The 25,462-nt window shown below is 74.0% G+C and carries 22 protein-coding genes; 12 read left to right on the top strand and 10 right to left on the bottom strand.

All coding sequences use genetic code 11. The annotated features are described in order from the left end of the window. The first annotated feature begins 153 nt into the window (after window positions 1-153). Complete coding sequence (locus tag QFZ71_RS02575; RefSeq protein ID WP_307666615.1) at window positions 154-1,059, top strand: Gfo/Idh/MocA family protein; 906 nt, start codon at window positions 154-156, stop codon at window positions 1,057-1,059. On the opposite strand, the gene lnt is transcribed toward QFZ71_RS02575, so the two are convergent. The 3 genes from lnt to QFZ71_RS02560 all read right to left on the bottom strand — a co-directional run bounded on the left by lnt (window position 1,031) and on the right by QFZ71_RS02560 (window position 5,220). Continuing rightward, window positions 1,031-2,716, bottom strand: coding sequence for an apolipoprotein N-acyltransferase (gene lnt / locus QFZ71_RS02570; protein WP_307666614.1), 1,686 nt, complete (start codon window positions 2,714-2,716; stop codon window positions 1,031-1,033). The genes QFZ71_RS02575 and lnt overlap by 29 nt on opposite strands. A 369-nt stretch (window positions 2,717-3,085) precedes the next feature. Beyond that, window positions 3,086-3,955 (bottom strand): universal stress protein, encoded by an 870-nt coding sequence (locus QFZ71_RS02565; RefSeq protein WP_307666613.1) that lies wholly within the window; start codon window positions 3,953-3,955, stop codon window positions 3,086-3,088. A gap of 131 nt (window positions 3,956-4,086) precedes the next feature. Continuing rightward, window positions 4,087-5,220 carry a ferric reductase-like transmembrane domain-containing protein gene (locus tag QFZ71_RS02560; protein WP_307666612.1) on the bottom strand — a complete coding sequence of 378 codons (1,134 nt, stop codon included), beginning with the start codon at window positions 5,218-5,220 and terminating at the stop codon, window positions 4,087-4,089. A gap of 239 nt (window positions 5,221-5,459) precedes the next feature. Between QFZ71_RS02560 and QFZ71_RS02555 the strand changes: the two genes are divergently transcribed. After that, window positions 5,460-6,134, top strand: a complete 675-nt coding sequence (locus QFZ71_RS02555) for a hypothetical protein (RefSeq protein ID WP_307666611.1) — start codon at window positions 5,460-5,462, stop codon at window positions 6,132-6,134. A gap of 491 nt (window positions 6,135-6,625) precedes the next feature. Continuing rightward, window positions 6,626-7,177, top strand: coding sequence for a sigma-70 family RNA polymerase sigma factor (locus QFZ71_RS02550; RefSeq protein ID WP_307671323.1), 552 nt, complete (start codon window positions 6,626-6,628; stop codon window positions 7,175-7,177). Here the strand turns inward: QFZ71_RS02550 and QFZ71_RS02545 are convergent. From QFZ71_RS02545 to QFZ71_RS02530, 4 genes are all read right to left on the bottom strand, one after another. Further along, the gene (locus QFZ71_RS02545; protein WP_307666610.1) at window positions 7,174-8,385 is read right to left on the bottom strand and encodes an MFS transporter; all 1,212 of its coding nucleotides are present in this window, start codon (window positions 8,383-8,385) and stop codon (window positions 7,174-7,176) included. The genes QFZ71_RS02550 and QFZ71_RS02545 overlap by 4 nt on opposite strands. Window positions 8,386-8,481: 96 nt before the next feature. Continuing rightward, window positions 8,482-9,705, bottom strand: coding sequence for an ATP-grasp domain-containing protein (locus QFZ71_RS02540; protein WP_307666609.1), 1,224 nt, complete (start codon window positions 9,703-9,705; stop codon window positions 8,482-8,484). Then, entirely contained in the window at window positions 9,702-10,952 is a 1,251-nt protein-coding gene (locus QFZ71_RS02535; RefSeq protein ID WP_307666608.1) for a pyridoxal-phosphate dependent enzyme, read from the bottom strand. Before QFZ71_RS02535 ends, QFZ71_RS02540 begins: the two co-directional genes overlap by 4 nt. After that, window positions 10,949-11,689 carry a class I SAM-dependent methyltransferase gene (locus tag QFZ71_RS02530; protein ID WP_307666607.1) on the bottom strand — a complete coding sequence of 247 codons (741 nt, stop codon included), beginning with the start codon at window positions 11,687-11,689 and terminating at the stop codon, window positions 10,949-10,951. The genes QFZ71_RS02535 and QFZ71_RS02530 overlap by 4 nt, the downstream gene beginning before the upstream one ends. 414 nt (window positions 11,690-12,103) lie before the next feature. Between QFZ71_RS02530 and QFZ71_RS02525 the strand changes: the two genes are divergently transcribed. From QFZ71_RS02525 to QFZ71_RS02505, 5 genes are all read left to right on the top strand, one after another. Beyond that, on the top strand, window positions 12,104-16,354 hold the full coding sequence (locus QFZ71_RS02525) for a bifunctional nitrate reductase/sulfite reductase flavoprotein subunit alpha (RefSeq protein ID WP_307666606.1): 4,251 nt from the start codon (window positions 12,104-12,106) through the stop codon (window positions 16,352-16,354). A gap of 16 nt (window positions 16,355-16,370) precedes the next feature. Next, window positions 16,371-16,937 (top strand): AAA family ATPase, encoded by a 567-nt coding sequence (locus QFZ71_RS02520; RefSeq protein ID WP_307666605.1) that lies wholly within the window; start codon window positions 16,371-16,373, stop codon window positions 16,935-16,937. Window positions 16,938-17,096: 159 nt separating this feature from the next. Further along, window positions 17,097-17,342, top strand: coding sequence for a hypothetical protein (locus tag QFZ71_RS02515; RefSeq protein ID WP_307666604.1), 246 nt, complete (start codon window positions 17,097-17,099; stop codon window positions 17,340-17,342). Beyond that, window positions 17,339-17,914 (top strand): sigma-70 family RNA polymerase sigma factor, encoded by a 576-nt coding sequence (locus QFZ71_RS02510; RefSeq protein WP_307666603.1) that lies wholly within the window; start codon window positions 17,339-17,341, stop codon window positions 17,912-17,914. The genes QFZ71_RS02515 and QFZ71_RS02510 overlap by 4 nt, the downstream gene beginning before the upstream one ends. Further along, a complete protein-coding gene (locus QFZ71_RS02505) occupies window positions 17,911-19,053 on the top strand; it encodes a hypothetical protein (protein ID WP_307666602.1) in 1,143 nt (380 codons plus the stop codon). The genes QFZ71_RS02510 and QFZ71_RS02505 overlap by 4 nt, the downstream gene beginning before the upstream one ends. A 175-nt stretch (window positions 19,054-19,228) precedes the next feature. Here QFZ71_RS02505 and QFZ71_RS02500 read toward each other — a convergent pair whose 3' ends face one another. Both QFZ71_RS02500 and QFZ71_RS02495 read right to left on the bottom strand, forming a co-directional pair. Beyond that, window positions 19,229-20,101: an undecaprenyl-diphosphate phosphatase gene (locus QFZ71_RS02500; RefSeq protein WP_307666601.1), complete on the bottom strand. Its 873-nt coding sequence runs from the start codon at window positions 20,099-20,101 to the stop codon at window positions 19,229-19,231. A 176-nt stretch (window positions 20,102-20,277) separates the two neighbouring features. Beyond that, the gene (locus tag QFZ71_RS02495) at window positions 20,278-21,000 is read right to left on the bottom strand and encodes a TVP38/TMEM64 family protein (RefSeq protein ID WP_307666600.1); all 723 of its coding nucleotides are present in this window, start codon (window positions 20,998-21,000) and stop codon (window positions 20,278-20,280) included. Between the two features lie 187 nt (window positions 21,001-21,187). Here QFZ71_RS02495 and QFZ71_RS02490 point away from each other — a divergent pair, with 187 nt between their 5' ends. From QFZ71_RS02490 to QFZ71_RS02475, 4 genes are all read left to right on the top strand, one after another. Next, entirely contained in the window at window positions 21,188-21,844 is a 657-nt protein-coding gene (locus QFZ71_RS02490; RefSeq protein WP_307671322.1) for a DNA alkylation repair protein, read from the top strand. Between the two features lie 74 nt (window positions 21,845-21,918). Next, window positions 21,919-22,086: a hypothetical protein gene (locus tag QFZ71_RS02485; protein ID WP_307666599.1), complete on the top strand. Its 168-nt coding sequence runs from the start codon at window positions 21,919-21,921 to the stop codon at window positions 22,084-22,086. Between the two features lie 97 nt (window positions 22,087-22,183). Then, entirely contained in the window at window positions 22,184-23,359 is a 1,176-nt protein-coding gene (gene tuf / locus QFZ71_RS02480; protein WP_307666598.1) for an elongation factor Tu, read from the top strand. Between the two features lie 112 nt (window positions 23,360-23,471). Further along, window positions 23,472-24,317 (top strand): spermidine synthase, encoded by an 846-nt coding sequence (locus QFZ71_RS02475; RefSeq protein WP_307666597.1) that lies wholly within the window; start codon window positions 23,472-23,474, stop codon window positions 24,315-24,317. 53 nt (window positions 24,318-24,370) lie between these two features. On the opposite strand, the gene QFZ71_RS02470 is transcribed toward QFZ71_RS02475, so the two are convergent. After that, the gene (locus tag QFZ71_RS02470) at window positions 24,371-25,453 is read right to left on the bottom strand and encodes a hypothetical protein (RefSeq protein WP_307666596.1); all 1,083 of its coding nucleotides are present in this window, start codon (window positions 25,451-25,453) and stop codon (window positions 24,371-24,373) included. Window positions 25,454-25,462: the final 9 nt, after the last annotated feature.

Below are 25,462 nucleotides of genomic sequence, written 5' to 3'. Positions count from 1 at the left end.
CAGCGGCCATGGCGGTCTTCGTAATCCATGATCATGGCCCTGGCCAGGGAGTTCGTTGTCGGACCGGCCGGTGGGCGGCCGGCCTCGGCGACGTATGCTGCCGGGGCGCGGACAGCCGCGCACAGCGGCGCGGCACGGCGACAGGGAGACCTCGTGAAGATCGGTTGCATCGGGCTCGGCGACATCGCCCGGAAGGCGTACCTGCCGGTGCTCACCGCCGTGCCGGGGGCCGAGCTGCATCTGCAGACCCGCACCCCCGCCACGCTCCTGGCGGTCGGCGACGCCCACCGCGTCCCCGCCGAACGCCGTCACACGACCCTCGACTCCCTCATCGACGCGGGGCTGGACGCGGCGTTCGTGCACGCCCCGACCGCCGTGCACCCGCAGATCGTGGAACGCCTCCTCGACGCCGGGATCGCCACCTATGTCGACAAACCGATCGCCTACGAGTTCGCCGACTCCGAGCGGCTGGTGAACCTCGCGGAGGAGCGCGGCGTCAGCCTCGCCGTCGGCTTCAACCGCCGCTTCGCTCCGGGGTACGCGCAGTGCGCGGAACACCCGCGCGAGCTGATCCTCCTGCAGAAGAACCGGGTCGGACTGCCCGAGGACCCCCGGACCATGATCCTCGACGACTTCATCCACGTCGTCGACACCCTGCGCTTCCTGGTCCCCGGCACGGTCGACCACACCACCGTGCGGGCCCGGATCGTGGACGGGCTCATGCACCACGTGGTGCTCCAGCTGTCGGGAGACGGGTTCACCGCCATCGGCATGATGAACCGGCTGAACGGGTCGACCGAGGAGATCCTCGAAGTCTCCGGCCAGGACACCAAGCGTCAGGTGCTCAACCTCGCGGACATCGTCGACCACAAGGGCCAACCCAGCGTGCGGCGGCGCGGCGACTGGGTGCCGGTGGCCCGTCAGCGCGGGATCGAGAGCTGCGTCCTCGCCTTCCTCGACGCCGTGGGCCGGGGCGAGACCCTCAGCGCGCGGGACGCGCTGGCCACCCACGAGCTGTGCGAACGGGTGGTCACGGAGGCCCTGGAGCAGGCTTCCTGAACGCCCGTACCCCCTCGACGGCGCACAGCACGGCGATCGCCGCCAACGCCCCGTACACCGGCCAGTCGCCGAACCGGCCGTAGAGCGTCTCCCCGCGTGCCAGCGGCAGGTCGAACACCTGCGCCGCGCTCGCCTCCGTGCCGAGCGGGCGGCCGACCCGGTCCCCCCGGGGCCCGTACGCGGCACTGATCCCGGTGAGCGTGGCGTGGACCATCGGGCGGCCGTTCTCGGCCGCGCGCAACGCCCCCAGCGAGGCGTGCTGGGCAGGGGCCCAGCTCTCCTGGAACGTCGAGGTGGCTGACTGGGCGACGATCACCTGCGCACCGTCGCGCACCAGCCGGCGGCTCATGTCGGGGAACGCCGTCTCGAAGCAGACCAGCGGGCCGATCCGCAGCCCCCGCGCCCCGTCCGGCAGCGCCATCACCACCTGGCGGTCGCCGCGCAGCCGGTCCTCACCCGCCGCCTTGCCCACGGAGGTCGCCCACCCCAGCAGGGAGCGGGCCGGGACGTACTCGCCGAACGGGACCAGCCGCATCTTGTCGTAACGGTCCCCGGTCGGGCCGCCGGGCCCCACGAGCACCGCCGACTTGAAGATCCCCGACCGCCCCGAGCCGTCCGTCTGCCGGGCATCCACGTTGACCAGCAGGTCCGCGCCGACCCGGCGGGACAGCTCCGCCAGGCGCCGCACGGTCTCCGGGTGCTGCCACGCACCCGCGCCGATGCTGCTCTCGCCCCACACCACCAGGTCCACGTCCCGGCCCGCCAGCGTCCGGGTCAGCTCCTCACCCCGGTCCAGGCGGCGCGCGACGCTCCCCGGACCCTCCACGACGCCCGGCTGCACGACGGCGATCCTGACCGTGCCCGCGCCCTGGGGCCGGGGCGCCCAAGCCGCCACCGCCGCGACCGACAGGCCGCACACCCCCAGCAGGACCCCGGCGGCCGTCCGCGCCGCACGGTCGGCGATCAGCAGAGCCGCACCGGTGTTCACCGCGACCACCAGCAGGCTCACCAGCCACACCCCGCCCACCGAGGCGACCCGCAGGGCAGGGCCCACCTCCCACTGACTCGCGCCGAGGAGCCCCCAGGGTCCGCCCAGGCCCTCCCAGGACCGGACCAGCTCGATCATCAGCCATCCGGAGGGCACGACGAGCACGGCGGCCACGGCCCGCGTCGCGTTCGGAGCCCCGCCGAGCAGCCGGGCCACCAGCAGACCCCAGGGGGCCCACAGGAGCCCGAGCAGCGCGGCCAGCAGCACGATGAAGACATGGAGACTCGGCATCAGCCAGTGGTGCACGGCGACGACGAACCCGATCCCGCCGAGCCACCCGTCCAGCGCCGCCCGGCGCGGTGAGTGCGCGGTGCGGATCAGCAGCAGCCAGGGGACCAGCGCCAGGTAGGCGAACCACCAGAGGCCGGGCTCGGGGAAGGCGAGAGCCGGCAGGGCCCCGGCGAGCAGCGCTGCCGCGCCCCGGATGCCGGGGGAGGCGAGCGGCCCGGTGCGGGGGGAGCCCCGGCCGGCCGCCGTCGGACCGTCACCGGAGGTGGACGCGGTGCCGCCACGAGCGGCCGTCCCACCGGACGCAGGCCCGCCGCCACCGCCGGGAGTGGTGCCCGTGTCCCGGTCGTCCGGGAGTCGCCGCCCGCCCCGCATGTGCATGCCGTGCCCTCCTCGGTCGTGCACGGGCGGGCGGTCACCGTGGTCACCGGTCACCGCGCCGGCCCGTGGACCCCTGGACCATCCGGCCCCCTGGACCTCCCAGTGTGGGGGAGGCGACCTCCGCCGGACACAGGACGCGAGCCGGGCGGGGCAGGGCGAGCGATGTGCACCCCCTCACGCGCCCTGTGCCCGCCGCCCCTTCCCGTGGACGGTGACCCGGTGGATCAGCCTCACGGCCCGGCGCGTCGCAGCTCGACGGCGTAGCGGCCGCCGGTCGTGACGCCGGGCATGACATCGCCGGGCGGACGGCTTCCCGGAGTCGAGCGGCTCAGCGTTTCCGGAGCCGCGCCCTTCCCGGAGCCGCGCGACTCAACAGGGGACGACGGCGACCGGCCCCGGCGCGTGCGTGATCGTCGTCTGCGCCACCGGGGACAGCCCGAGCCCGAGCGACTCGCCGCCCTTGCGCCGTCCCACCACCGTCAGGGCCGCCGTCGCCGAGGCGGTCACCAGGGTGTGCGACGCGGAACCGTTGACCGGCTCCCGGACGATCTCCACCTGCGGGTACATCTCCTGGCGGCCCGAGGTCAGCTCGGCCAGCGTACGGGCCGCCGAGCCCGCAGCCTCCTCGCGGTCCAGGACGGGTCCGCCCGCGAGCATCGAGGAGAACATCGTCCAGCCGTGCACGATCCGCAGCCGGGCGCCGGGGCGGGAGGCCGCGGTGGCGAAGGCGAACTCCAGGACCGCCTCGCTGCTCTCGTCGGCGGCCACCCCCGCCACGATGTCGGTACGGGCGCCCGCGTCGCCCGCCCGGTCGTCGTCCCCCTCCGGGCGGTCGTCCCGCACGACCACGACGGGGCAGCTCGCCATCGATGCGGTGGCGAGGCTGTTGGAACCGATCATCAGCGATCGGAAGCCGCCGAGGCCGCGCGAACCGACCACGATCATCGACGCGTCCCGGCTCAGCGAGACCAGGGCCGCGGACGGGAAGTCCAGCGGGGCCAGCGTCGAGGGCCGCAGCTCCGGAGCGATGAGCGCGCTCCGGCGGACGGACTCGGCCAGCAACTCCTCCGACTCGCGCCTCCCGGTCTCCTCGTCGGCCGGCCGCGCGAGCGGGCGGACGTGGACGATCAGGAGGGGCAGTCCGCGCCGCACGGCTTCACGGGTGGCCCAGTCGAGCGCCCGCCGACCGTGGGTCGAACCGTCGACGGCGGCGATCACGGGAAGATCGTTGGTGGTCATGGCCCGAGCGTACGACGCGGGACGGTCGGCCTTCACACGGCTCCCGCCCGTCATGGTGACCGGGGTCCGCGACTTCCGCCCGTCATCGCTTCCGGGGTGCGCGGCTCCCGCCCCCGATCGCGGACGACCCCTCAGTCGTGGTGGTGGGTGGAGGACGTGTCCTCCGGGGGCACGGCGCGCCCGCCGTCCCTGCCGGTGGCCACCACGGCGACCAGCGCCACCACGACCGCCACCACCGCGAGCCGGCCGGCGAGGCGCAGGGCCCATCGTGTCCGGCCCCCCGAGGTCGCGCCGGTCCGGGCGGAAAGGGCCTCGGAGCGGCGGGCGGGCCGCATCAGCCGCAGGAGCAGCAGCACGGCGATCGGCAGCTGGAGGAGCCAGACACCGGTGCGGAACCAGCCGTCGTACCAGACGTTGGTCCCGTACAGCAGGGTGTGCCAGACGCTGAGGACGTAGACGACGATCACGCAGCGGTGCAGGACCCGCCAGGTCCTGGGGCCGATGCGGTGGCGTACGTAGAAGAGCAGCCCGAGCGGGACCGCGAGGTACAGGGCCGCCTGGCCGACGGGGATGGCGATCCGCCCGGTTCCCGAGTCGTAGCCGCCGGGGACGAACGCCTCCACGAAGGCGGTGGCGACCGCCGAGTTCCAGGACGCCGTGTCGTGGCGGACCAGTTCGGCCGCGAACAGCAGGGCGTGGGCCGCGATCAGGGCCATGGTGTTGAGGCTCGTGGTGCGGTGCAGGCGTTCCAGCCGGGGGGCCGACAGCGGCAGGCGGCCGGGCCGGGGGCCCGACAGCATCAGCCCGAGGATGACGGTGCCCCAGGCCCAGAGCAGGGCGGACCAGCCGAACGCCTGGCTGAGGAAGTACATCCAGAAGCCGCCCGCGTCGGCCATGAACGGCATCACCGAGACCGTGGAGGAGGTCTTGTCGCGGATGCGCAGGTAGAGGAGGACGAAGACGGCGGCGGTGACGAGGAGCGCCACCAGGCCGTCGGGCCACGAGGCCCGCAGGTCGGAGCCGAGCGTCGGCCGTCGCGGCCCGCCCGTCGTCCGGGGGGAGGGGACGCGGCCGTCGCCAGGTGCGGAAGAGGTGCCGGGAGGCGCGGTGTCCGGGCCGGTCGCGGTGGCGGTCGCTGTCTTCGGCGCTGCCGCGGGGGCCGGTCCGGGAGCCGCCTCCGATCCGGATATGCCGGCCGGTGGCGGCGTGCTTCCGGATGTCTCGGCGGCCGCTGCCGGTTCGCGGGCGGGGGGCGGGTTCGTCATGCGGCCTCTTCGGGGCGGGGAGGGCATCGGCGGGTGGGGGCGGATGCGGCGGCCCCGGACCACGAGGCGTACACAGGCGCGTTGTCGGAGCAGTCGGGCGGGGAGGAGCGAAAGTTCCCGGCAGGAGTCTGTGATATGGATCACAGTGCGGTGTCGAGGGGGCAAACGCGGTGAACTCCCGCTGTTTCGGCATCTGGTGCCCTTCTCCCCCGCGCGGGGACTGCTGGCACGATGGCTCCATGGGGGCCGGAACCGCACTCCGACTCGGGCGCACCGCACTGTTCGCGGTGGTGTGCGTCGCCGTGTCCGGACTCGGCCACGCGCTGATGTCCGGCGCGCCCCTGGCCCTGCTCGTCCAGGGAGCCGCGCTGCTGCCGGTGTGCGGGGCCGGGTGGTGGCTCGCCGGGCGCCGGCGGAGCGCCCCGGTGACCGTCGCGGCCCATGTCCTGGGCCAGTTGGGGCAGCACACCTTCTTCTCCCTCGCCGGATCCCGGCTGCCGGGCGGACACGGCGCGCACCACGCGGCCGGCGGGCACCCTGCGGAGGGCGCGATGCGTCACTCCGCCCACGAGGTCCCGATCGGCGGCCCGTCGGACCTGCTCGGGCTGCTGTCCGCCTTCGACGGCACGGCGTTCACCTTCGGCATGGCCCTCGCCCACGCGCTGGCCGGGCTGATCTGCGGCTGGTGGCTGTGGCGCGGCGAGGTCGCCCTGGCCCGGCTGGCCCGCTGCCTGGTGCTGTTCGTCGGGACTCCGCTGCGGACGGCCTGGCGCCTGTGGTGCGCGTCGCCGCCCGCCCCGGCCCCGGCCGCCCCGCGAGGCGTCCGGCGCCGACAGGGACGCCGCCCACGGGGCCTGCCCGCCCTGCACGCCCTCTCCCGGCGCGGGCCGCCGCCCGCCCTCCGCTCCCGCTGACCTCACACGCTCTCCGGCCGTCCTGCGCCGGAGGCGGTACGGGTGTGCCCGCGCACGCCCGTGACAGGCATGCCGGTCCCACCGTGCCGCCGCCCTCCGCGGCCGCCCGGGACCGGCGTGCGGAGCCGGGCGAGCACCGCGCCGGCTCCGCACGGACGCGAAGGACCACTGTGAAACTCCCCGCCCCCGCACGACCGGCCCCCGCACGGCCGGCCCCTGTGCCCCCGGCCCCCGGACCACGACCTCCCGCATCATCAGCCGCCGCGGCAACGGCCCCGGCACCGACGGCCCCCGCGCCCCCGACACCCGCACCGACAGCCGCCCGCCCTCCCGCATCTCCGCCTCCCGCGCCGAGCCCCCCGGCCGTCGGAGCACCCGGCTCCCTTCCGCCAGGCCCCCATCCGTCCGGTACACGACGGCTCGGCCCGCCTCCGGCCGGTGCCCACCCGGACGGCCCCCGTGTCCCGGCCGCCCGGCAGAACGACGGGCAGATCACCGACTGGGCACTGGCCGCAGGCGGTGGGGACCGGGAGGCCGCCGACCGGTTCGTCCGGGCGACCTACGAGGACGTGCGCCGGTTCGTCGCCTACCTCAGCTCCGACGCCCCCGGCGCCGACGACCTGGCCCAGGAGACGTACCTGCGGGCGATGGGCGGACTGGCCCGGTTCGCCGGGCGTTCCTGCGCCCGGACCTGGCTGATGTCGATCGCGCGGCGCGTCGTCGTCGACCGGCACCGGGCCGCCGCCGTACGCCCCCGGACCGCCGACACCGCGGACTGGCAGACCGCCGTGGAACGGGCTCAACCCCGCCACCTGCCCGGATTCGAGGAGGCCGCCGCGGTGCTGGACGCCCTGCGCCGCCTGGACCCGGCGCGTCGTCAGGCGTTCGTCCTCACCCAACTGCTGGGCGCTTCCTACGCGGAGGCCGCGGCCGCCGCCGGGTGCCCGGTCGGCACGGTGCGCTCCCGCGTGGCGCGCGCTCGCCGCGAACTCGCCGGACAATGGCGTGCGGAACCGGACGCGGCCGCACCCGCCACCGGCTAGGCGGTATCCGTCCGGGACCCCTCGGGGTCCCGGACGGTACGGCGGCGGAACAGCGGCAGCACCGGCAGCAGGAGGCACTGGACGCAGACCGCGGCCCAGAACCCGCGCGCCGAGCCCGCCGCCTCCGCAGCCCCGTACAGGTGACCGCCGACCAGCCCGCTGGCGAACGCGCCGATGCCCGCCGCCAGCCGCTGCCGCCCGAACACGCTCGCCGGGGCGGCCGTGGAACGGGCCAGCGCCTCCAGGTCGTTCTTGAGGAAGAGCACGATCTCCCCGAGACACAGCAGCGCCGCACCGGCCGCGATCCCCACGTGTCCACCGGCCCCGATCGCCGCCGTACCGGCCGCCATCGCACCGAAACCCCACCGCACCGCCGCCGGGTAGCTCAGCGCGGCGACCCGTTCCGCCAGCAGCGGCTGGGCGACGACGAGCAGGGACGCGTACCCCGTCAGCACCGCGCCGTAGAACACCGCCGAGGTGCGGGGGACCGCGTACAGCGCCAGATAGTGCTGGAAGAACATGAACGCGTACACGCTCGACACGGTCACCACGAACGGCGAAGGGCCCGGCCGCGGTGCGTCGGGAACCCGGCACGCGGGAAAGGCGGGCGCCTCCTCATCCCGGTACGACGCCTCGCGCGGCAGCAGCGCATGCCCCGCCCCGACGAGCGCGAACAGCACGGTGACGCACGAGAACAGCACGCCGGGGGAGCCCATGACGAACGGCGCGGCGGCCGGAGGGCCCAGCGCCATCCCCGCGTTGAACGCCGACCCGCTCGCCGACAGCAGCCGGGGCCGCTGCGACACGGGCGCGCCGCCCACCAGATACGCCTTGTTGGCCGGGAGGTACAGGGCCGCGCCCGCCGACACCAGCAGCAGCGCCCCGACCGCCAGGACCGCACTGGTCGTACCGGGGACGAACGCCGCGAAGCCCGCCGTGCGCAGCGCGAGCGCCAGCAGCATCGCGCGCCGCAGCCCGATGCGTCCGGCCACCGGCCCCGCCACCGCGCCCCCGGCGAACTGGATCAGCGAGGCGACGGCCAGCACCGTGCCGACCGTGCCGAGCCCGAGACCGAGCCGCTGGTGCAGCAGCACCGACATGTAGGGCAGCACGGCGAAGCTGCCCAGCGTGATCAGGAACGAGCCCGCCAGCAGGCAGCCCTGCGGGCCGGTGAACCGGGCCCGCGCGGCGGTCCCCTCAACGCTCACCCGGCCCTCCGGAGGGCCACCCGCCGGCCGACGCCTCGCGCCTGCCGACCGACGCCTCGCACCCGCCGGGGAGCCTCCCGCCCGAGGGCTCCGCCCTCACGGCCCGTCCGCGATCACGGGCCGGACCCGGACGGCCGCGCTCCACGCCCGGTGCAGGGCCAGCTCCGCCGTCGCGCCCTTTGCCAGCACCATCCCCGTACAGCCGCGCTGGTCGCCCACGTGCAGCACGCTCTCGCCCGGCTCGCGGACCGGGAACCACTCCACCGCTCCGGGGAACGCCCCGAGTTCGTCGAGGCCGAGCCAGCCCGTGAGCACTCCGGGCCGTTCGGCGTACACCAGGACGAAGCCGTACGCCGGTCCCGCGGGGTCCAGCGGGGCGTCCAGCAGCTCCGGGCGGCGGCCCAGCGCCTCGTCCGCCATCGCCGTGTAGACGTTGGTCCGCAGCGTGCGGCACAGCACCTCGCCGACCAGCGCCCCGCCGATCCTGCGGTTGATCTCCACCAGTTCCGGGCCGTCCGTCGTCAGCACGAACTCCACATGGGCGAAACCCCGTTCGTGTCCCGCCGCCGCCAGGACCCGCCCCACCCACGCCTCGATCCCGGCCCGCTCCTCCTCGGGCAGCGCCACCGGGAACGCCGCCGCCTCCTCCCGTACCACCGCCGCCCGTGACGTCTGACGGCTCAGCACCCCGAGCAGCCGGGTGGTCCCGTCCCAGCTGAGGGTCTCCGCGCTGTACAGCGGACCGGCGAGGAACGCCTCGGCGAACAACGTGCCCGTCAGGCGCCGTTCACCCGCCTCCGCCAGGGCCCGGTGCAGGGCCTCCTCGTCGTGCGCGATCCACACATGGCGGGACGACGTGCCCGCCGAGTCCTTCAGGACCGCGGGCAGCCCCACCGCCCGCAGCACTTCCCCCGCGCCCTCGGGGCCCGGCGGGACGGCCGTGGCCGTCCCGCGGCTCAGCCCGTGCGTGTACAGGGCCTCCCGGACCCGGCGCTTGTCGCGCAGCAGCCGTACGGCCGCGGGATCGGCGCCGGGCAGCCCGAGTCCGGCGGCCAGCTCCGCGGCCGGCACGCTCCAGGTGTCCGTCGTGTTGATCAGCCCCGCCAGGTCCGGCACGGCGGCCAGCGCCCGGCGGACGGCCTCGGGATCGTTCGTGTCCACGTCCACGACGTCCAGCGCGTCCGGCGGCAGGACCGCCAACTCGTGCCGGTAGACGGAGCGGTCGCCGGTCAGCAGACACAGCCGGTGCCCCGCCCCGGCGGCGGCCTCCGCCATCCGGCCCAGGCCGAAGGAGAGGGATTCCAGTGCGGCGATCGTCATGACAGCAGCTCCACGGTCGGTACGGGGGAGGGGGCTCCGCCCTCGGCGGTCGCCCTGGCGCCGGCGGCGGGCCCGGCCGGCCCGGCGGCCTCGTCGCCCTCGGCGTCCTCGTCCTCCCCGGCTGTCCGGGCGGCGCTCGGAGCGGCACGTCCCGCCCACTCCATCACGGACCACGGCGGTCGCAGGCCGGCCGGCGAGGTGATCGTCCGGGGCCGCAGCCCGGCCGGGTCCAGCGCCTCGGCGTGCCGGGCGAACACCCGCTCCGCGTAGCGGTGTCCGGTGTCGGCGCCGAGCACCAGATGCAGCCGGCCGGGGGCACGGGCCGCCTCCCAGGACGCCGTGAGGTGGGCCGCCCCGGTGGACAGGCCCGCGAACACCGCGTGTTCGCGCAGCAGTCCGACGGCTCCGGCCATCGCATGACGGAAGTCGAGCCAGTGGACGGTGTCGTACAGCTCGTGGCGGACGTTCCCGAACGGGATCGAGCTGCCGATGCCCGCGATGATCGCCTCCGGGTCCTCGAACCGCTCACTTCCGAAGGTCACGCTGCCGAAGGGCTGGATGCCCACCAGCCGCACCGACCGCCCCGACTCCCGCAGCGCGCGGGCCAGTCCGCCGGTCGACGCGCCCGTGCCCACCGCGCCGACCACCGTCAGCGGGCCCTCGGGCAGCGCCTCGGTCAGCAGGTCCGCGAACTCCCGGTAGCCCTCGTGATGGATCCCGTCGTGGTACTGCCGCATCCAGTGGAAGTCCGGCCGCTCGGCCAGCAGCCGGCGAACGTGGCGTACGCGCGACTCCTGGTCCAGGCGCAGGCTCCGAGAGGGCGGCATGGCGTCCACCGTCGCGCCGAGGATCTCCAACTGCGCCCGCATGGCGGCGTCCACGGTGGTGGAGGCGACGATGCGGCAGCGCAGTCCGTAGCGGTGGCAGGCCATGGCGAGGGCCAGCGCGTAGATCCCGCTGGAGCTGTCCACCAGGGTCTGCCCGGGCACCACCCGGCCCCGGCGCAGCAGCGAGCGGACCGCGCCGAGCGCGGCGTACACCTTCATCGTCTCGAAGCGGGCGAGGACCACGTCGCCGGTCAGCCGGATCAGGTCCGGGGCCTTGATCGCGTCGGTGATGTGCTCGTGGATCACCGCGGGGGCGATCCGGGGTCCGGAGCCGCCGTGGGGCTCCGGGGCGTCGTGGGGAGCGGGGGCGGGCCGGGGCCCCGGTGCGGAGCGCGGGCGGGTGCCGGGGCCGGTCCTCATGCGCGCCGCCCGCGGACGACGAGCCGGTCCGCACGCTGGTCGTAGCCGGACGCGTCGAAACCGCCGAAGCACTCCACGCCGGTGAAGCCCGCCTCCTCGAAGAGGGCGTGCAGCTCGGCCGCCGAGTAGAGCCAGGAGGTGATGGAGGCCGTCCGCGCCGTCGTGCCGCGCACCAGCGTCCAGTCGGTGCGCAGCCGCCGCCAGCTGTCGAGGACGGTGTCACGCTGGACGACGTAGGAGCCGTCCGGCAGATCGACCGCCTCGGGCCGGCCGATCCACCCGGCCAGCACTTCCTTGCCCATCACGTCCACCAGGAGCCGACCGCCCGGCGCGAGGCTGTCGTACGCGTTGCGCAGCACCCGCAGGTTGTCCTCGGCCGCGTCGAAGTAGCCGAAGGAGGTGAAGACGTTCAGCACCACGTCGAAGGCTTCCGGCTCCCGGTACGTGAGCATGTCGGCGCGCTCCAGCCGCGCCTTCGCCCCCGCCGCGTCGCAGGCGGCACGGGCCCTCTCCAGCATCGAGGGCGAGAGATCGACCCCCGTCACCTCGTACCCCCGTGCGGCCAGCGGCACCACGAAGAGGCCCGGCCCGCAGCACAGGTCCAGCACCCTCGTGCCGGGCGGGAAGTCCAGCAGGGGAGAGTCGGCGACCAGGGCGGCCGCCGACTCGGCCCGCGCGGGCGGGAACATCGTCGGGGCGAAATCGGACCAGAGCGCGTCGTCCTCGTACCAGTGCATGCCTCGCGGTCTCCTTACGGGCCCAGGACCTGTCTGCCGTCCTTCCAGTAGTCGGCCGCCGCGGCCGGGGAGTTCCCACCGGTCACCGTCCGACGCCCGGCCCGCCGCACCGCGGGCTCCGAGGACGCCCGGCGGGCGGCCACAAACAGCCGGGCGGGCCCTTCGCACCTCACCGGCGGGCTCCGGACGACGCGAAGCCGCCCCCGGAGGCTGCGCGGGCGGTCCCTCTCGCACGGTTGCGAGAACCGGGCGGCGCCGCTTCCCACCTCACCGGCGGCTTCCGGGCGGTGTGCAGGCGACGTAACCGGCGTCACGCGCCCGGTGTCATCCCCGGGTAACGGACCCTTCCTAGATTCGGGAGCGACCGCCGCCCGACCCGCGTTCCTCCCGGAACGCCCGCCCCGAAGGGCCGCCATGACCGTGCCGACCCCGCCGCCGGACGCCCCTGCCACCGACCGGGTGCGCACGGTCTGCTCGTACTGCGGTGTCGGCTGCGGGATCGTCCTCGACGTCGCCACCGGCCCCGACGGCCGCCGTACCGTCGTCAAGGCGTCCGGCGACAAGGAGCACCCCTCGAACGCCGGCCGGCTCTGCACCAAGGGCGCGACCGGCGCCGACCTCCTGGCCGCCCCCGGACGGCTGACCACCGCCCTGGCCCGCCGCGACCGCAGCGAGCAGCCCGCCCCGCTCGCGCGGGACGCCGCCATCGCGGAGACCGCGCGCCGCCTGCGGTCCGTGCTGGACGCCCACGGCCCGGACGCGATCGCCCTCTACGTCTCCGGCCAGATGTCGCTGGAGGCGCAGTACCTCGCCAACAAGCTGGCCAAGGGCTTCATCCGGACCGACACCATCGAGTCCAACTCCCGGCTCTGCATGGCGAGTGCGGGCAGCGGCTACAAGCTGTCCCTCGGCGCGGACGGGCCGCCCGGCTCCTACGAGGACCTCGCCCACGCCGACGTCTTCCTCGTCACCGGCGCCAACATGGCCGACTGCCACCCCATCCTCTTCCTGCGGATGATGGAGCGCGTCAAGGCGGGCGCGAAACTGATCGTCGTCGACCCCCGGCGCACCGCCACCGCCGCCAAGGCCGACCTGTACCTGCGGATCAGGCCCGGCACCGACCTGGCCCTCCTCAACGGACTGCTGCACCTCCTCGTCGAGAACGGGCACACCGACCCGGACTTCATCGCCGAGCACACCGAGGGCTGGGAGCGGATGCCCGCGTTCCTCCGCGACTACCCGCCCGCCGCGGTCGCGGAGACCACCGGCATCCCGGAGGACGACATCCGGCTGGCGGCCCGCTGGATCGGCGAGGCGGGCGCGTGGATGAGCTGCTGGACCATGGGGCTCAACCAGTCCACGCACGGCACCTGGAACACCAACGCGCTGGTCAACCTGCACCTGGCGACCGGCGCGATCTGCCGCCCCGGTAGCGGCCCGTTCTCGCTCACCGGCCAGCCCAACGCCATGGGCGGGCGCGAGATGGGCTACATGGGCCCCGGACTGCCCGGCCAGCGGTCGGTCCTGGTCGACGAGGACCGCGCCTTCACCGAGGAACTGTGGGGCATCCCGCCCGGCACCCTGCGCGCGGACGGCTCGGGCAGCGGCACCGTCGAGATGTTCCGGCGCATGGCCGACGGGCAGATCAAGGCGTGCTGGATCATCTGCACCAACCCGGTGGCCTCGGTCGCCAACCGCCGTACCGTCATCGAGGGGCTGGAGTCCGCCGAACTCGTGGTCACCCAGGATGTGTTCGCCGAGACCGAGACCAACGCGTACGCCGACATCGTCCTGCCCGCCGCGCTCTGGGCCGAGTCCGAGGGCGTGATGGTCAACTCCGAGCGCACCCTCACCCTCTCCCGCCGTGCCACCGACCCGCCCGGCGAGGCGTGGCCGGACTGGCGGATCATCGCGGCGGTCGCCCGCGCCATGGGGTACGAGGACGCCTTCGACTACACGAGCGCCGAGGAGGTCTTCGCCGAGATCACCCGCGCGTGGAACCCCCGCACCGGCTACGACCTGCGCGGGGTCACGTACGAACGGCTGCGCGCGACCCCCGTCCAGTGGCCGAGTGCTGCTACCGGGGGGCCCGCCCGCAACCCCGTGCGCTACCTCAACGACGGCGTCAGCCAGGAGCTGACCGTACGGCCCGACGGGAGTGTGCCGAGGCTCGCCTTCCCCACGCCGAGCGGCCGGGCCGTCTTCCACGCGCGCCCCCACCTGCCGCCGGCCGAGATGCCCGACGAGGACTTCCCGTTCGTCCTCAACACCGGGCGGCTCCAGCACCAGTGGCACACGCTCACCAAGACCGCCAAGATCGGCAGACTGAACCGGCTCGACCCCGGTCCGTTCATCGAGGTCCACCCGGACGACGCGGCCGCCCTGGGCCTCGCGGAGGGCGACGCCGTCGAGGCCGCGTCCCGGCGCGGCCGGGCGGTGCTCCCGGCCCGGATCACCGACCGGGTGCGGGCGGGGGAGTGCTTCGCCCCGTTCCACTGGAACGACCTGTTCGGCGAGTACCTCGGGGTCAACGCCGTGACCAACGACGCGGTCGACCCGATCTCGTTCCAGCCGGAGTTGAAGGCGTGCGCGGTACGGCTGGCGAAGGTGGCCGCGCCCGCGCCGGGCCGCGGCCCCGGCACGGAACGGCGATCCGCAGGGCGGACGCCGGCCGCACCCCGGCCCGCCGAGGAGTGGTGGCCGCAGGGCCCCCCGGTCCGCCGGCCCGCGCCGGTGGCCGCCTTCGGGCTCACGGACGCCGCCGCCCCGCCCGAGCTGACCCCGCCCGAACGCCGCTACCTCGCGGGATTCCTCGCGGGCCTGGGCGAGCACCCGTCGGGCACCCCGGTGCTCCCGGTGGGCGCCCCGTTCGCTGCGGACCACGCCCTGTGGGTCAACGGCATGCTGGCCGGGGCCTACTCGCGGCTGCCGGAGGTGCGGGACCCGGCGGCCGCGCCCTCGGCGACGGCGAGTGCCCCGTCCGGCCGGGCCCGCCCGGTCCTCGTACTGTGGGCCTCGCAGACCGGCAACGCCGAGGAGGCGGCGGCGACGGCCGCCAGGACGCTGGCCGACGAGGGGTACCGCACCACGCTCCTCGGCATGGACGACGGAGCGCCCGACACCCTGCCGCGCCCGGCCGACCTCCTCGTCGTCACCAGCACCTTCGGCGACGGCGACGCCCCCGACAACGGCTCCGGATTCTGGGAGTCGCTGAACGCCCCCGAGGCCCCGCGCCTGGAGGGCCTGCGCTACGCCGTCCTCGCGCTGGGCGACTCCTCGTACGACGACTTCTGCGGTCACGGCCGCCGACTGGACGAACGGCTGGGCGAACTGGGCGCGGAGCGGCTCGTCCCGCGCACCGACTGCGAACCCGAGTACGAACAGCCCTTCGGCCAGTGGCTCAAGGAGGTCCGGACCGCGCTGGAGGCGACGACAGGGCGGAGCACCCCGGCCGCGACCACCCCCACGGCCGGGGCCGGGGCCGGATCAACGCCTCCGGCCGGCGCACCCGCTACGCCGCCGCCCGCTCGCGGCGCGAAGCCCTCCAGAGCCGTACCCGTCACCGCCCTCCTCACCGGGAACCGGCTCCTGAGCCTGCCCGGAGCGGCCAAGGAGGTCCGCGCCTTCACGATCGACACGCGGCACGCCGACACCCCCCTCCCGTACACGGCCGGGGACGCCCTCGGGGTGCGGCCCCTCAACTGCCCCGGCCTGGTGGCCGAATGGCTCGACGTCACCGGGCTCGACCCCGCCGCCGAGGTGGAGGTCCCCGGACACGGCCCGCTCCCGCTCGGCGAGGCCCTGCACCGCCACCTCGACATCACCCGCATCACCCCGGACCTGCTGCGCCTGGTCGCGGACCACACGGGGGGCCGGGCGCTGAAGAAGCTGCTGCGCCCCGACAACAAGGGTGAGCGGGACCGGTGGACCTGGGGGAGGCAGGCCGTCGACGTCCTCGCCGAGCACCCGGTTCGGGCCACGGCCGCCGCCTGGGCCGAGGTGCTGGGGCCACTCCGCCCCCGGCTCTACTCCATCGCCTCCAGCCCGCTCACGGACCCCCACCGGATCAGGCTGACCGTCTCCGTGATCCGTTACGAGAACCGCCACGGGCGGATGCGCAAGGGCGTGGCCTCCACGTTCCTGGCGGACGCCGAACCGGACAGCCCGCTGCCCGTGTTCGTCCAGCGCAACGACCGCTTCGGCCCGCCCGCCGATCCGGCCACCCCGATGATCATGATCGGCCCCGGCACCGGGATCGCCCCGTTCCTCGGCTTCCTGGAGGAACGGCGGGCGCTCGGCCACTCCGGCGCCAACTGGCTGTTCTTCGGCGAGCAGCACCGGGCCACGGACTTCTACTACCGCGACGAACTCGACGCGCTGCGCCGCTCGGGCACCCTCACCCGGCTCGACACGGCCTTCTCCCGCGACCAGCGCGCCAAGATCTACGTCCAGGACCGGATGCGCGAGCACGGAGCCCAGCTCTGGTCCTGGCTCCGCGACGGCGCCCACCTCTACGTCTGCGGCGACGCCTCCCGGATGGCCAAGGATGTCGACCGGGCGCTGCGCGACATCGCCGTCGCCCACGGCGGACTCGAACCCGGCGCCGCCGCCGCGCAGGTCAAGCAGCTAGCCTCGGACCGTCGATATGTGCGCGACGTGTACTGAACGAGGGAGTACGACGATGATCCGGTGGGACGTCTCCGTGGACACCGCCTCACCGGCGGCGGGCGCGGTCCTGCTGATCGGCATCCCCGGCAGCGGCAAGAGCACGGTGGCCTCCGCGCTCGCCGCCCGGTTCGCCGCGGCCGCCCACATCGAGGTGGACGGGCTCCAGGAACTCATCGTCTCCGGCGGTCGGTGGCCCTCGCCCGAGGGGGACGAGGAGGGGGACCGGCAGATCTTCCTCCGGGCCCGCAACGCCTGCCTGCTGGCGGGCAGTTTCGTCGCCGCGGGTTTTCTCCCGGTCATCGACGACGTCGTCGTACGCCGTGCCCACCTGGACTTCTACCGCACTGCGTTCACCGGCGGACCGCTGCACGCGGTGATCCTGGCGCCGGGCGCGGCGAAGGCCATGGAGCGCAACCTCACGCGGGCCAAGAGGCTGACGACGGACTGGTCCCCGCTGGACGCGGTGATGCGCGAGGAGTTGGCCGACGAGGAGATCTGGATCGACAACGCGGAGCTGACCGTGGACGAGACGGTCGACGCGGTCCTGTCCGCCACCGGCCTTCGGGGAAACCGCTCCTGACGCGCCGACGGCGCGACGCGCCGGCGAGACCCTCGGGGAGCACGACGCCCTCCTCCGCCCCCGAAAGTTTCTGCTGCCCGGAGGTTCACGATCATGAGCCCTTTTCCCCCTCAACTCACGACGGCCTCACGGCCGGTCCCTATGAGGAGGAGGCCCTGGATGGAATCGGCCACGACGGTGATCGTCACGATCGCCATCGCCAAAGTCTTCGCGCTGACGGCGCTCTGGCTGCGGCTGCGGAGGCAGGCACAACGTGAACAGGAACGGCACCGCTATCTGCTCGGGATGACCGGGAAGCTGTCTACGGGGGGGACCGTGGAACTGGACGACCGCGGCGATGCCGGCCACCATCTGTACGTGAAGGTCGACGCCCCGGCCGGCGGGGAAAGGGGCCGGGCGGCGTGAACATCCAGGACCCGGCCGAGGGCGCGGACCGTTCGGCGGCCGTCCCCGCACCTCCCGCCCCGTTCGGCCGGGGCGACCGCGCCTGGGAGCGGACCGACGCGGAGTTCGCCGCCTTCTACCGCGAAGAACTGCGCCCGCTGGTCGGCTTCCTGATCAACCAGGGAGCCCGTGTGCGGGACGCCGCGGACATCGCTCAGGAGAGCATGACCGATGCCTACCGGTGCTGGGGAGACATCACGTATCCGAAGGCATGGGTCCACAAGGCCGCCTCGCGGGCGCTGATCCGCAAGGTCGCGGATGTCGAGGAACTCGTCGAGGACGTCCCCGAACCCACCTCCCTGCTGCCCCGCCCCGACGCCATCGCCGAATGGGAAGCGCGGCACGATGCGCTGTTCATCCTGCGCGATCTTCCTCCCCGGCAACGCCAGGTCATGGCCTGGACCCTGAACGGCTTCACACCCACCGACATCGCCGAGCACCTCGGCCTGTCGGCCGAGGCAGTGCGCGCCAATCTCAAGAAGGCCCGCCGAGCGGCCGCCGCCCGTATCGGGGAACGCGAGGAGGACCAGTGACCGACCGCCCCGCCCACGGTCCTCAGGCGCGGGATCCGTACCAGCGGCTCGACCGGGTCGTACCTGCGCTGAGCGACGCCCTGGACGGCATCCTCGATGTCGAAGCCGGACTGCGGGAGATCCTCGTCGTCTCCCACCACGACACCGCCGTTGCCGGCCTCGGCAGCGTCCTGGACGCCGAGGCCGGACTCGCCGCCATCCTGCCCCCCGTCCCACCGGAGGGCCCCGCCCGCACACCCCGCGACACCGTGAGGACGGAGGTGCTCCTGCGCACGATCGAGCCGCAGGACCGGCTGGCCCTGCGCAACGAGCCGGAGGTCAGGACGGCGGGCCGGCTTCTCGCCCGTACCCGCGGCGAAGCGTACGTGCTGCGGCAGGAGCCGCCCCACAGGGCCGAACTCGCTCGCAGGCTCGCTCTCGACCTGGCTCTCGACCTCACCCACGGCCTCGCCCTCGATCTCGCCGACGCCCTGGATCTCGCCCGCGATCTCAGCATCACCGCCGCGCAGGACCTCGATCTCAGCCGTGCGGCCGACGTCGCGGCTTCCCTCGGACGAGTTGCCGCGTTCGGGGCCCACAGGAGACGTCTTGCCGATCTCATCCGTGACGAGGAGCTCGCCACCCTCATCGACCTCGCTCACGGCCGTGCGACCGGTCTCACCCGCGAGCTGGGCCGTGACCGGGGCATCGCCCTGACCTTCCGCCTCGACGTCGCCGACGACCTCGACCTGGTCCTGGACATCGTCCATGGCCGCGCGCGCGACCTGGACCGCCTCCTCGGCTTCGAAACAGGCGCCGACCAGGACGTCCCCCACGGCGACTTCCTCGACCTGGTCCTCGACATCCGCACGGCCGAGATCTGCCGAGCCGTCGGCGGAGCACTCGGCCGCAAGCCCCCCACGCTCGACGGGGACTCCCTGCACGCGCTTCTGGACGACTTCGTCACCGCCGACCTCAGGAACGCCGACCTGGCCGGTATCGACCTCACCGGGGTGTACTGGTCGGAACGCGGCACCCGGTGGCCGCCCGGCCTGGACGTCGGAGCGCTGAAGGACCGCTCGGATGAGACGTTCCCCGGCGGCGGTACGTGGGTCGTCCGCTCCGGCACCGCGACCATCCACGACCTCGCCGAGCGGTAGCCGACGGTTCGCGGCGGGTTCGGCTGCGGGCGGCGGCCCGTGGCCGGGCGGGCGGCGGCCCGGCGTTGTCGGTCCCCCGCCGTACGGTGGGGGACATCTATCCGCGCTGCTGGCTGCTGCGCTGCTGGATCGCCCCGCCCGGCTGCTCCCGGGCGGGGCGCACACACCCGCCGGGTCAGCCCGCCGACTCGCCCGCGTCCGGGCTCAGCGCGCCGGTCCAGATCAGCACGAAGATGACGATGCCGAGCAGGATGCGGTAGATGACGAAGGGCATGAAGCTCTTGGTGGTGATGAACTTCATGAACCAGGCGATGACGGCGTATCCGACGAAGAAAGCCACCACGGTGGCGAAGATCGTCGGACCCCAGGAGACGTGTCCCTCGCCCACGTCCTTGAGTTCGTAGGCGCCCGAGGCGAGCACCGCGGGGATCGCCAGCAGGAACGAGTAGCGGGCCGCCGACTCGCGGGTGTAGCCCATCAGCAGACCGCCGCTGATCGTCGCGCCGGAACGGGAGACGCCGGGGATCAGCGCCATCGCCTGGCAGAAGCCGTAGATCAGACCGTCCCTGACCCCGAGGTCCTTGAGCGTCTTGCGCTCCTTCACCACGCGGTGCCTGCCGCCCGCCTCGTCGCGTGCGGCCAGCCGGTCGGCGATGCCCAGCACGATGCCCATGACGATCAGCGTCGTCGCGATCAGCCGCAGATCGCGGAACGGGCCCTCGATCTGGTCCTTGAGCGTGAGGCCCAGCACGCCGATGGGGATCGAGCCGACGATGACCAGCCAGCCCATCTGGGCGTCGTGGTCGCTGCGCATCGCACGGTCCGTCAGGGAGCGGAACCAGGCCGACAGGATGCGTGCGATGTCCTGGCGGAAGTAGATGAGCACCGCCGTCTCGGTGCCGATCTGGGTGATCGCGGTGAACGCCGCCCCCGGGTCGTGCCAGCCGGCGAACGCGGCCGTCAGCCGCAGGTGCGCGCTGGAGGAGATCGGCAGGAACTCGGTGAGTCCCTGGACGAGTCCCAGGACGAATGATTCGAACCAGCTCATGGGGCTTAGGCCATCCCGGAGGTGATCGTGCATCGGCCACGGGCGACGGGGCCCGGCGGCTGCGTGCAAAGTGCGGAGTGCGGAGTGCGGTCGAGAACATCGAGGTCGCGCGCAGCGTATCGCCCGAAGGTGAACGTCAGGCCGACTGCGCCGGTCATCCACGTGCCGCCGTGCGCTCAGTCCTCCGGCGTGTCCCGGCCCAGCCGGTGGCGCTTGCGCCAGGCCACCAGCGCCCCGCCGAGAGCGGACAGCACGATGAAGCCCATCGCCGCCAGGAACACGGGCGAGGTCGGCGACGCCGCCTCGCTGCCGGCTATCACGTACGCCGCCGTGTTCGGGATCGACCCGAGCCCGGTGGCCAGGAGGAACGGCGGCGCGCTCATCCGGGAGGTCGCCGCACAGTAGTTGGCGGCAGCGAACGGGACGCCGGGGAAGAGCCGCAGCGCCAGGACCGACCGGAAGCCGTGCCGGCTCAGCACCCCGTCGGCGGCGGTGAGCAGCTTCCCGCGCAGCAGCGTCCGCAACGCGTCCTGGCCCAGCACCCGGCCCAGCATGAACGACACGCCCGCGCCCAGCACCGTGCCCGCCAGCGCCGCCGCCAGACCCGTCTGCGCGCCGAACAACGCGCCCGCCGCGATGTTGAGCAGCGGGCGCGGCACGAACGCCACCGTCAGTGCCCCGTACCCGAGTCCGAAGAGCATCGCCGCCGTACCGCCCGTCAACTGCGGCGGCCAGCCCGACGCGAGGAACCGCTGTGGCTCGAACAGCAGCATCGTCGACGCGGCCCCGAGAAGGACGACCACGAGCAGCGAGAACCGGGACCACGGCGACATGAGCGCGCGGGAGAGGCGCACGGCCGGGCCGGCGGCGGGCCGGGCGGTGGGGACGGGGTCGAACATTCGGGGAGAGTAACCGAAAAGGGCGTGTGATCGCCGTAATGTGCGTCGGGTGAGCGCTGCCCCCGTCCCCCGGGACCCCACCTCCCGCGTCGCTGTCCCCGCGCACCCCGCGCCGGGCGGTTCCGCCGCCCCGGAGAGCGCCCCCGGCGCTCCCGTCCCGCCCGGCAGCGCGCTCGCCGACGCCGTCCTGGACCGGCTCGTCGCGGCGTACGCCCCGGCCGCCGACCCCGTACGGGCGGAAGGCGCCGCGGCGTACATGAGGCATGTCGCGCCCTTCCTCGGCATCCCCGCCCCCGAGCGCCGCACCCTGTCCCGGACCGCCCTGGCGGGTCTCGGACGGCCGGACGAGCGCGACTGCACGGCGGTCGCGCTGCGGTGCTGGCGACTGCCGGAGCGGGAGTACCAGTACTTCGCCGCCGACTACCTGCGCCGGTACGCCGACCGCTGCACCTCCGGCTTCCTGCCCGTCCTGCACCACCTCGTCACCACCGTCCCCTGGTGGGACACGGTCGACATGCTCGCCGTGCATGTCGCGGGCCCTCTGGTCGCCGCCGATCCGCCGCTCGCACGCGCGATGGACCGGTGGATCGACGATCCCAGCATCTGGGCGGCCAGGACCGCCCTGCTGCACCAGCTGCGGTACAAGGAGGCCACCGACGCCGACCGGCTGTTCGGCTACTGCCTGCGCCGCGCGGACCACCCCGACTTCTTCATCCGCAAGGCGATCGGCTGGGCGCTGCGCGAGTACGCCAGGACCGACCCCGCCGCCGTACGCGACTTCGTCGGGGGAGCGGGGACCGGCCTGTCGCCGCTCTCCGTGCGTGAGGCCCTCAAGAACCTCTGACGCACCTTCCGGAGCCAGGAGCGGCCGGGGAAAACCATTCGACGCGGCCGCCGCGCCCGGCCATGATCGGAGGCATGTTCCGGTACGCCTTCCTCGCAGCGTCGTCCGCAGTCGCGGACGCGCCGAAGGCTGCCGGGAACGACGCGGTCGCCGTGGCCCTCGCCCCGGCCGTGATCGCAGCAGCCGTTCTCGCAGCGGTGTCCACCGTTGCCGCAGCGCCCTTCGGCGGCGCCCGAAGCTGACCCTCCTCCGACAGTCCGGCGGACCCCGCAAGGGGAGGGTCGGCGGGGCCCGGGGGTCTTCTCTTCTCAGCTTCGAGTTCTTCCTAAGGAACGAGCCATGTCCAAGACGGCGTACGTGCGCACCAAGCCGCACCTCAACATCGGCACCATGGGCCACGTCGACCACGGCAAGACCACCCTCACCGCCGCCATCACCAAGGTCCTCAGCGAGCGCGGCGGCAGCAGCACCTCCTACGTGTCCTTCGACCGGATCGACCGGGCCCCCGAGGAGGCCCAGCGCGGCATCACCATCAACATCGCACACGTCGAGTACGAGACCGACACCCGCCACTACGCGCACGTCGACATGCCCGGACACGCCGATTACATCAAGAACATGGTCACGGGGGCGGCGCAGCTCGACGGGGCGATCCTCGTCGTCTCGGCGCTCGACGGAATCATGCCGCAGACCGCCGAGCACGTCCTGCTGGCCCGTCAGGTGGGCGTCGACCACATCGTCGTCGCCCTCAACAAGGCCGACGCGGGCGACCCCGAGCTGACCGACCTGGTCGAGCTGGAGGTCCGCGAGCTGCTCTCCGCGCACGGGTACGGCGGCGACACCGTACCCGTGGTCCGGGTCTCCGGGCTCAAGGCGCTGGAGGGCGACCCGCGCTGGACGGCGGCGATCGAAGGGCTGTTGGACGCCGTCGACACGTACGTACCGATGCCGGTGCGCTACACCGACGCCCCGTTCCTGCTCTCCGTCGAGAACGTCCTCACCATCACCGGCCGGGGCACCGTCGTCACCGGCGCCGTCGAGCGCGGCACCGTCCGCGTCGGGGACAGGGTCCAGGTGCTGGGTGCGGACGTCGAGACGGTCGTCACCGGTCTGGAGACCTTCGGCAAGCCGATGGAGTCCGCCGAGGCCGGGGACAACGTGGCGCTGCTGCTGCGCGGGGTGGAGCGCGACCGGGTCCGGCGGGGCCATGTCGTCGCCGCGCCCGGCAGCGTCACGCCGAGCCGCCGGTTCACCGCGCAGGTGTACGTGCTGTCGGCGAAGGAGGGCGGCCGGACCACCCCGGTCGCCACCGGGTACCGGCCGCAGTTCTACATCCGTACGGCGGACGTCGTCGGTGACGTCGACCTCGGGGAGGCGGCCGTCGCGCGCCCCGGCGAGACGGTCACGATGACCGTGGAGCTGGGCCGTGACGTGCCGCTGGAGTCCGGCCTCGGCTTCGCGATCCGCGAGGGCGGCCGCACGGTCGGCGCGGGCACGGTCACCGCGCTGCTCTGACGGCACGCCCGCCCGCCGCCCCGCGCTTCACGGCGGGGGGCGGCGGGCGGCGCCGCGATCGGTCCGGCCGGCACCGGGGCGGTGGCCGGTCCGTACCGGCGACAATGGAGAGGTGAACGAGCCGATACCCGTCATCCGCGAGGTCGACCGCGGCACCGCCAGGCTGCTGCCCGATGTGGACCGCGACCGGGCCTGGCTGCTCACGGTCGACGACGCGCCCCAGTCCTACGTGGATCTCGACGACCCGCGCCACCTGGAGTTCGAGTACGTACGGCGGCTCGGCCACGTCGTGGACGGCGCGGCGGAGCCGGGTGCGCCGCTGGACGTCCTGCACCTGGGCGGCGGGGCGCTGACCCTGCCCCGCTACGTGGCCGCGACCCGTCCCGGCTCGCGGCAGGACGTCGTCGAGGCCGACCGGGGGCTGCTGCGGCTGGTCGGTGAGACGTTGCCACTGCCCGGGGGGAGCGGCGTCGCCCTCCACGCGGCCGATGCGCGGGAGCGGCTGGAGGCGACCGCCCCCGCCTCCGTGGACCTGCTGATCGCGGACGTCTTCGGCGGTTCCCGCGTACCGGCGCACCTCACGTCCGTGGAGTACGCGCGGGCCGCGGGCCGGGTGCTGCGGGAGGACGGGGTCTACGCGGCCAACCTGGCCGACAGCGCGCCGTTCGCCTTCCTGCGCTCGCAGCTGGCGAACTTCGCCGCGGTCTTCCCCGAGGCGGCGCTGATCGCGGAACCGGCGGTGCTGCGCGGGCGGCGCTTCGGCAACGTCGTCCTGCTCGCCTCGCACGCCCCCCTCGACCCGGCCCCGCTCGTCCGGCGCTGCGCGGCGGACGCCTTCCCCGCACGGGTCACCCACGGTTCCGCGCTGACCCGGTTCCTCGGCGCGGCCCGTCCGGTCGCGGACGCGGACGCGGTCGCCTCGCCCGAACCGCCCGCCGGCTCCTTCAGCGTGGGCTGAGGCACCGGCGGGCGGTTCGGGGCGGGCAGGAACGGGGCGGCGTGGCCGCCGGCTCAGCCGCTGGGCTGGCCGGAGAGGCGGACCGTGCTCAGGATCTGCTGGATGGTGGTGTCCGGCAGCTCCTCCTTGACGCCCTCGGCGGCGTAGAGGACCCAGGTGGAGAAGTCGCCCTTGGAGTTCTTGAAGGAGAAGGCGATCGACTTTCCGTCGCTGTCGCACTTCTCCTTGTTGGCCAGGTCCAGGGCGGTGGCCTGCACGACGCTGCCGGAGAGGCCCGACTTGGTGGTGAAGGGCTTGGGCTTGCCGACCTTGACCTTGGACTTCGGGTCGAGCTGGGCGTAGGCGGCCCACACGAAGTTGCCGGCCTCGGCCGTCGCGGCCTCGTCGGTGTTCTTGGCGCCCTGGGCGCCCTTCGTCCCGACACCGGCGAGCCCGGTGTCCTCCTCGCTGCCGTCCCCGTCGGAGTCGTCGACGCACCACTTGCTCTTGTAGTAGGCGGGTGCGGAGAAACCGGCGACCGGCGACCCGTCCTCCTTCTTGGCGTCCTCGAACCCGGAGAAGACGCCGGAACCGGCGACCTCCCAGTCACCGGGCACGTCGAACTGCGTGCCCCACTTGGGGTTGGTGACGACCTTCCAGCCCGGAATGAGCGGCTTGGGGTCGCTGTCGGAGCCGCGCGGGTTCTCCGCCGGTGCGGACCCGGCGGCCGATTCCTCGGGCTTGGCGCTCGGCGACGCGGACCTCTTGGGGTCGGCGACGGTCTTGCCGCTGTCATCGTCCTTGCCGAGCACGAGGAAGCCGGTGACGCCCGCCGCGATCACGACGGCGGTCGCCGCGACGATCGCCGTGATCGTCGTCTTCTTCTTGTCGTCGCCGGACTTCGGCCCGCCGGGCGGACCCGGAACGGCGTACTGCGGCACCGTCGGCTGCTGATACGGATTCGGCTGCTGGTAGCCCGGCTGCCCGCCGGGCGGAGGGCCCTGCGGGTAGCCGTAGCCCGGCTGCGTGGGCTCTCCCTGCTGATACCCCGGTTGCTGGTAGGGGTTCGGCTGCTGGTACCCCGGCTGCTGGTACGGGTTCTGGTTCTGGTCCTGCGGGTTCTGCTCGCCCCCGGGCGGCTGCGTTCCTGGCCACATGGCCAGTAA

The organism is Streptomyces sp. V2I9, from assembly GCF_030817475.1.
In the GTDB taxonomy this organism is placed as follows: Bacteria; Actinomycetota; Actinomycetes; order Streptomycetales; family Streptomycetaceae; genus Streptomyces.
Note: the sequence above shows the minus strand (reverse complement) of the source record. Positions and strands in the feature narration are given on the sequence as shown.

What these genes read in the sequence shown, in the direction of transcription:
- lnt (WP_307666614.1), bottom strand. Translation starts at nt 2,716, where the DNA reads ATGCACATGCGGGGCGGGCGGCGACTCCCGGACGACCGGGACACGGGC.
- QFZ71_RS02565 (WP_307666613.1), bottom strand. Translation starts at nt 3,955, where the DNA reads ATGACCACCAACGATCTTCCCGTGATCGCCGCCGTCGACGGTTCGACC.
- QFZ71_RS02560 (WP_307666612.1), bottom strand. Translation starts at nt 5,220, where the DNA reads ATGACGAACCCGCCCCCCGCCCGCGAACCGGCAGCGGCCGCCGAGACA.
- QFZ71_RS02555 (WP_307666611.1), top strand. Translation starts at nt 5,460, where the DNA reads ATGGGGGCCGGAACCGCACTCCGACTCGGGCGCACCGCACTGTTCGCG.
- QFZ71_RS02540 (WP_307666609.1), bottom strand. Translation starts at nt 9,705, where the DNA reads ATGACGATCGCCGCACTGGAATCCCTCTCCTTCGGCCTGGGCCGGATG.
- QFZ71_RS02535 (WP_307666608.1), bottom strand. Translation starts at nt 10,952, where the DNA reads ATGAGGACCGGCCCCGGCACCCGCCCGCGCTCCGCACCGGGGCCCCGG.
- QFZ71_RS02530 (WP_307666607.1), bottom strand. Translation starts at nt 11,689, where the DNA reads ATGCACTGGTACGAGGACGACGCGCTCTGGTCCGATTTCGCCCCGACG.
- QFZ71_RS02525 (WP_307666606.1), top strand. Translation starts at nt 12,104, where the DNA reads ATGACCGTGCCGACCCCGCCGCCGGACGCCCCTGCCACCGACCGGGTG.
- QFZ71_RS02520 (WP_307666605.1), top strand. Translation starts at nt 16,371, where the DNA reads ATGATCCGGTGGGACGTCTCCGTGGACACCGCCTCACCGGCGGCGGGC.
- QFZ71_RS02515 (WP_307666604.1), top strand. Translation starts at nt 17,097, where the DNA reads ATGGAATCGGCCACGACGGTGATCGTCACGATCGCCATCGCCAAAGTC.
- QFZ71_RS02500 (WP_307666601.1), bottom strand. Translation starts at nt 20,101, where the DNA reads ATGAGCTGGTTCGAATCATTCGTCCTGGGACTCGTCCAGGGACTCACC.
- QFZ71_RS02495 (WP_307666600.1), bottom strand. Translation starts at nt 21,000, where the DNA reads ATGTTCGACCCCGTCCCCACCGCCCGGCCCGCCGCCGGCCCGGCCGTG.
- QFZ71_RS02485 (WP_307666599.1), top strand. Translation starts at nt 21,919, where the DNA reads ATGTTCCGGTACGCCTTCCTCGCAGCGTCGTCCGCAGTCGCGGACGCG.
- tuf (WP_307666598.1), top strand. Translation starts at nt 22,184, where the DNA reads ATGTCCAAGACGGCGTACGTGCGCACCAAGCCGCACCTCAACATCGGC.
- QFZ71_RS02470 (WP_307666596.1), bottom strand. Translation starts at nt 25,453, where the DNA reads ATGTGGCCAGGAACGCAGCCGCCCGGGGGCGAGCAGAACCCGCAGGAC.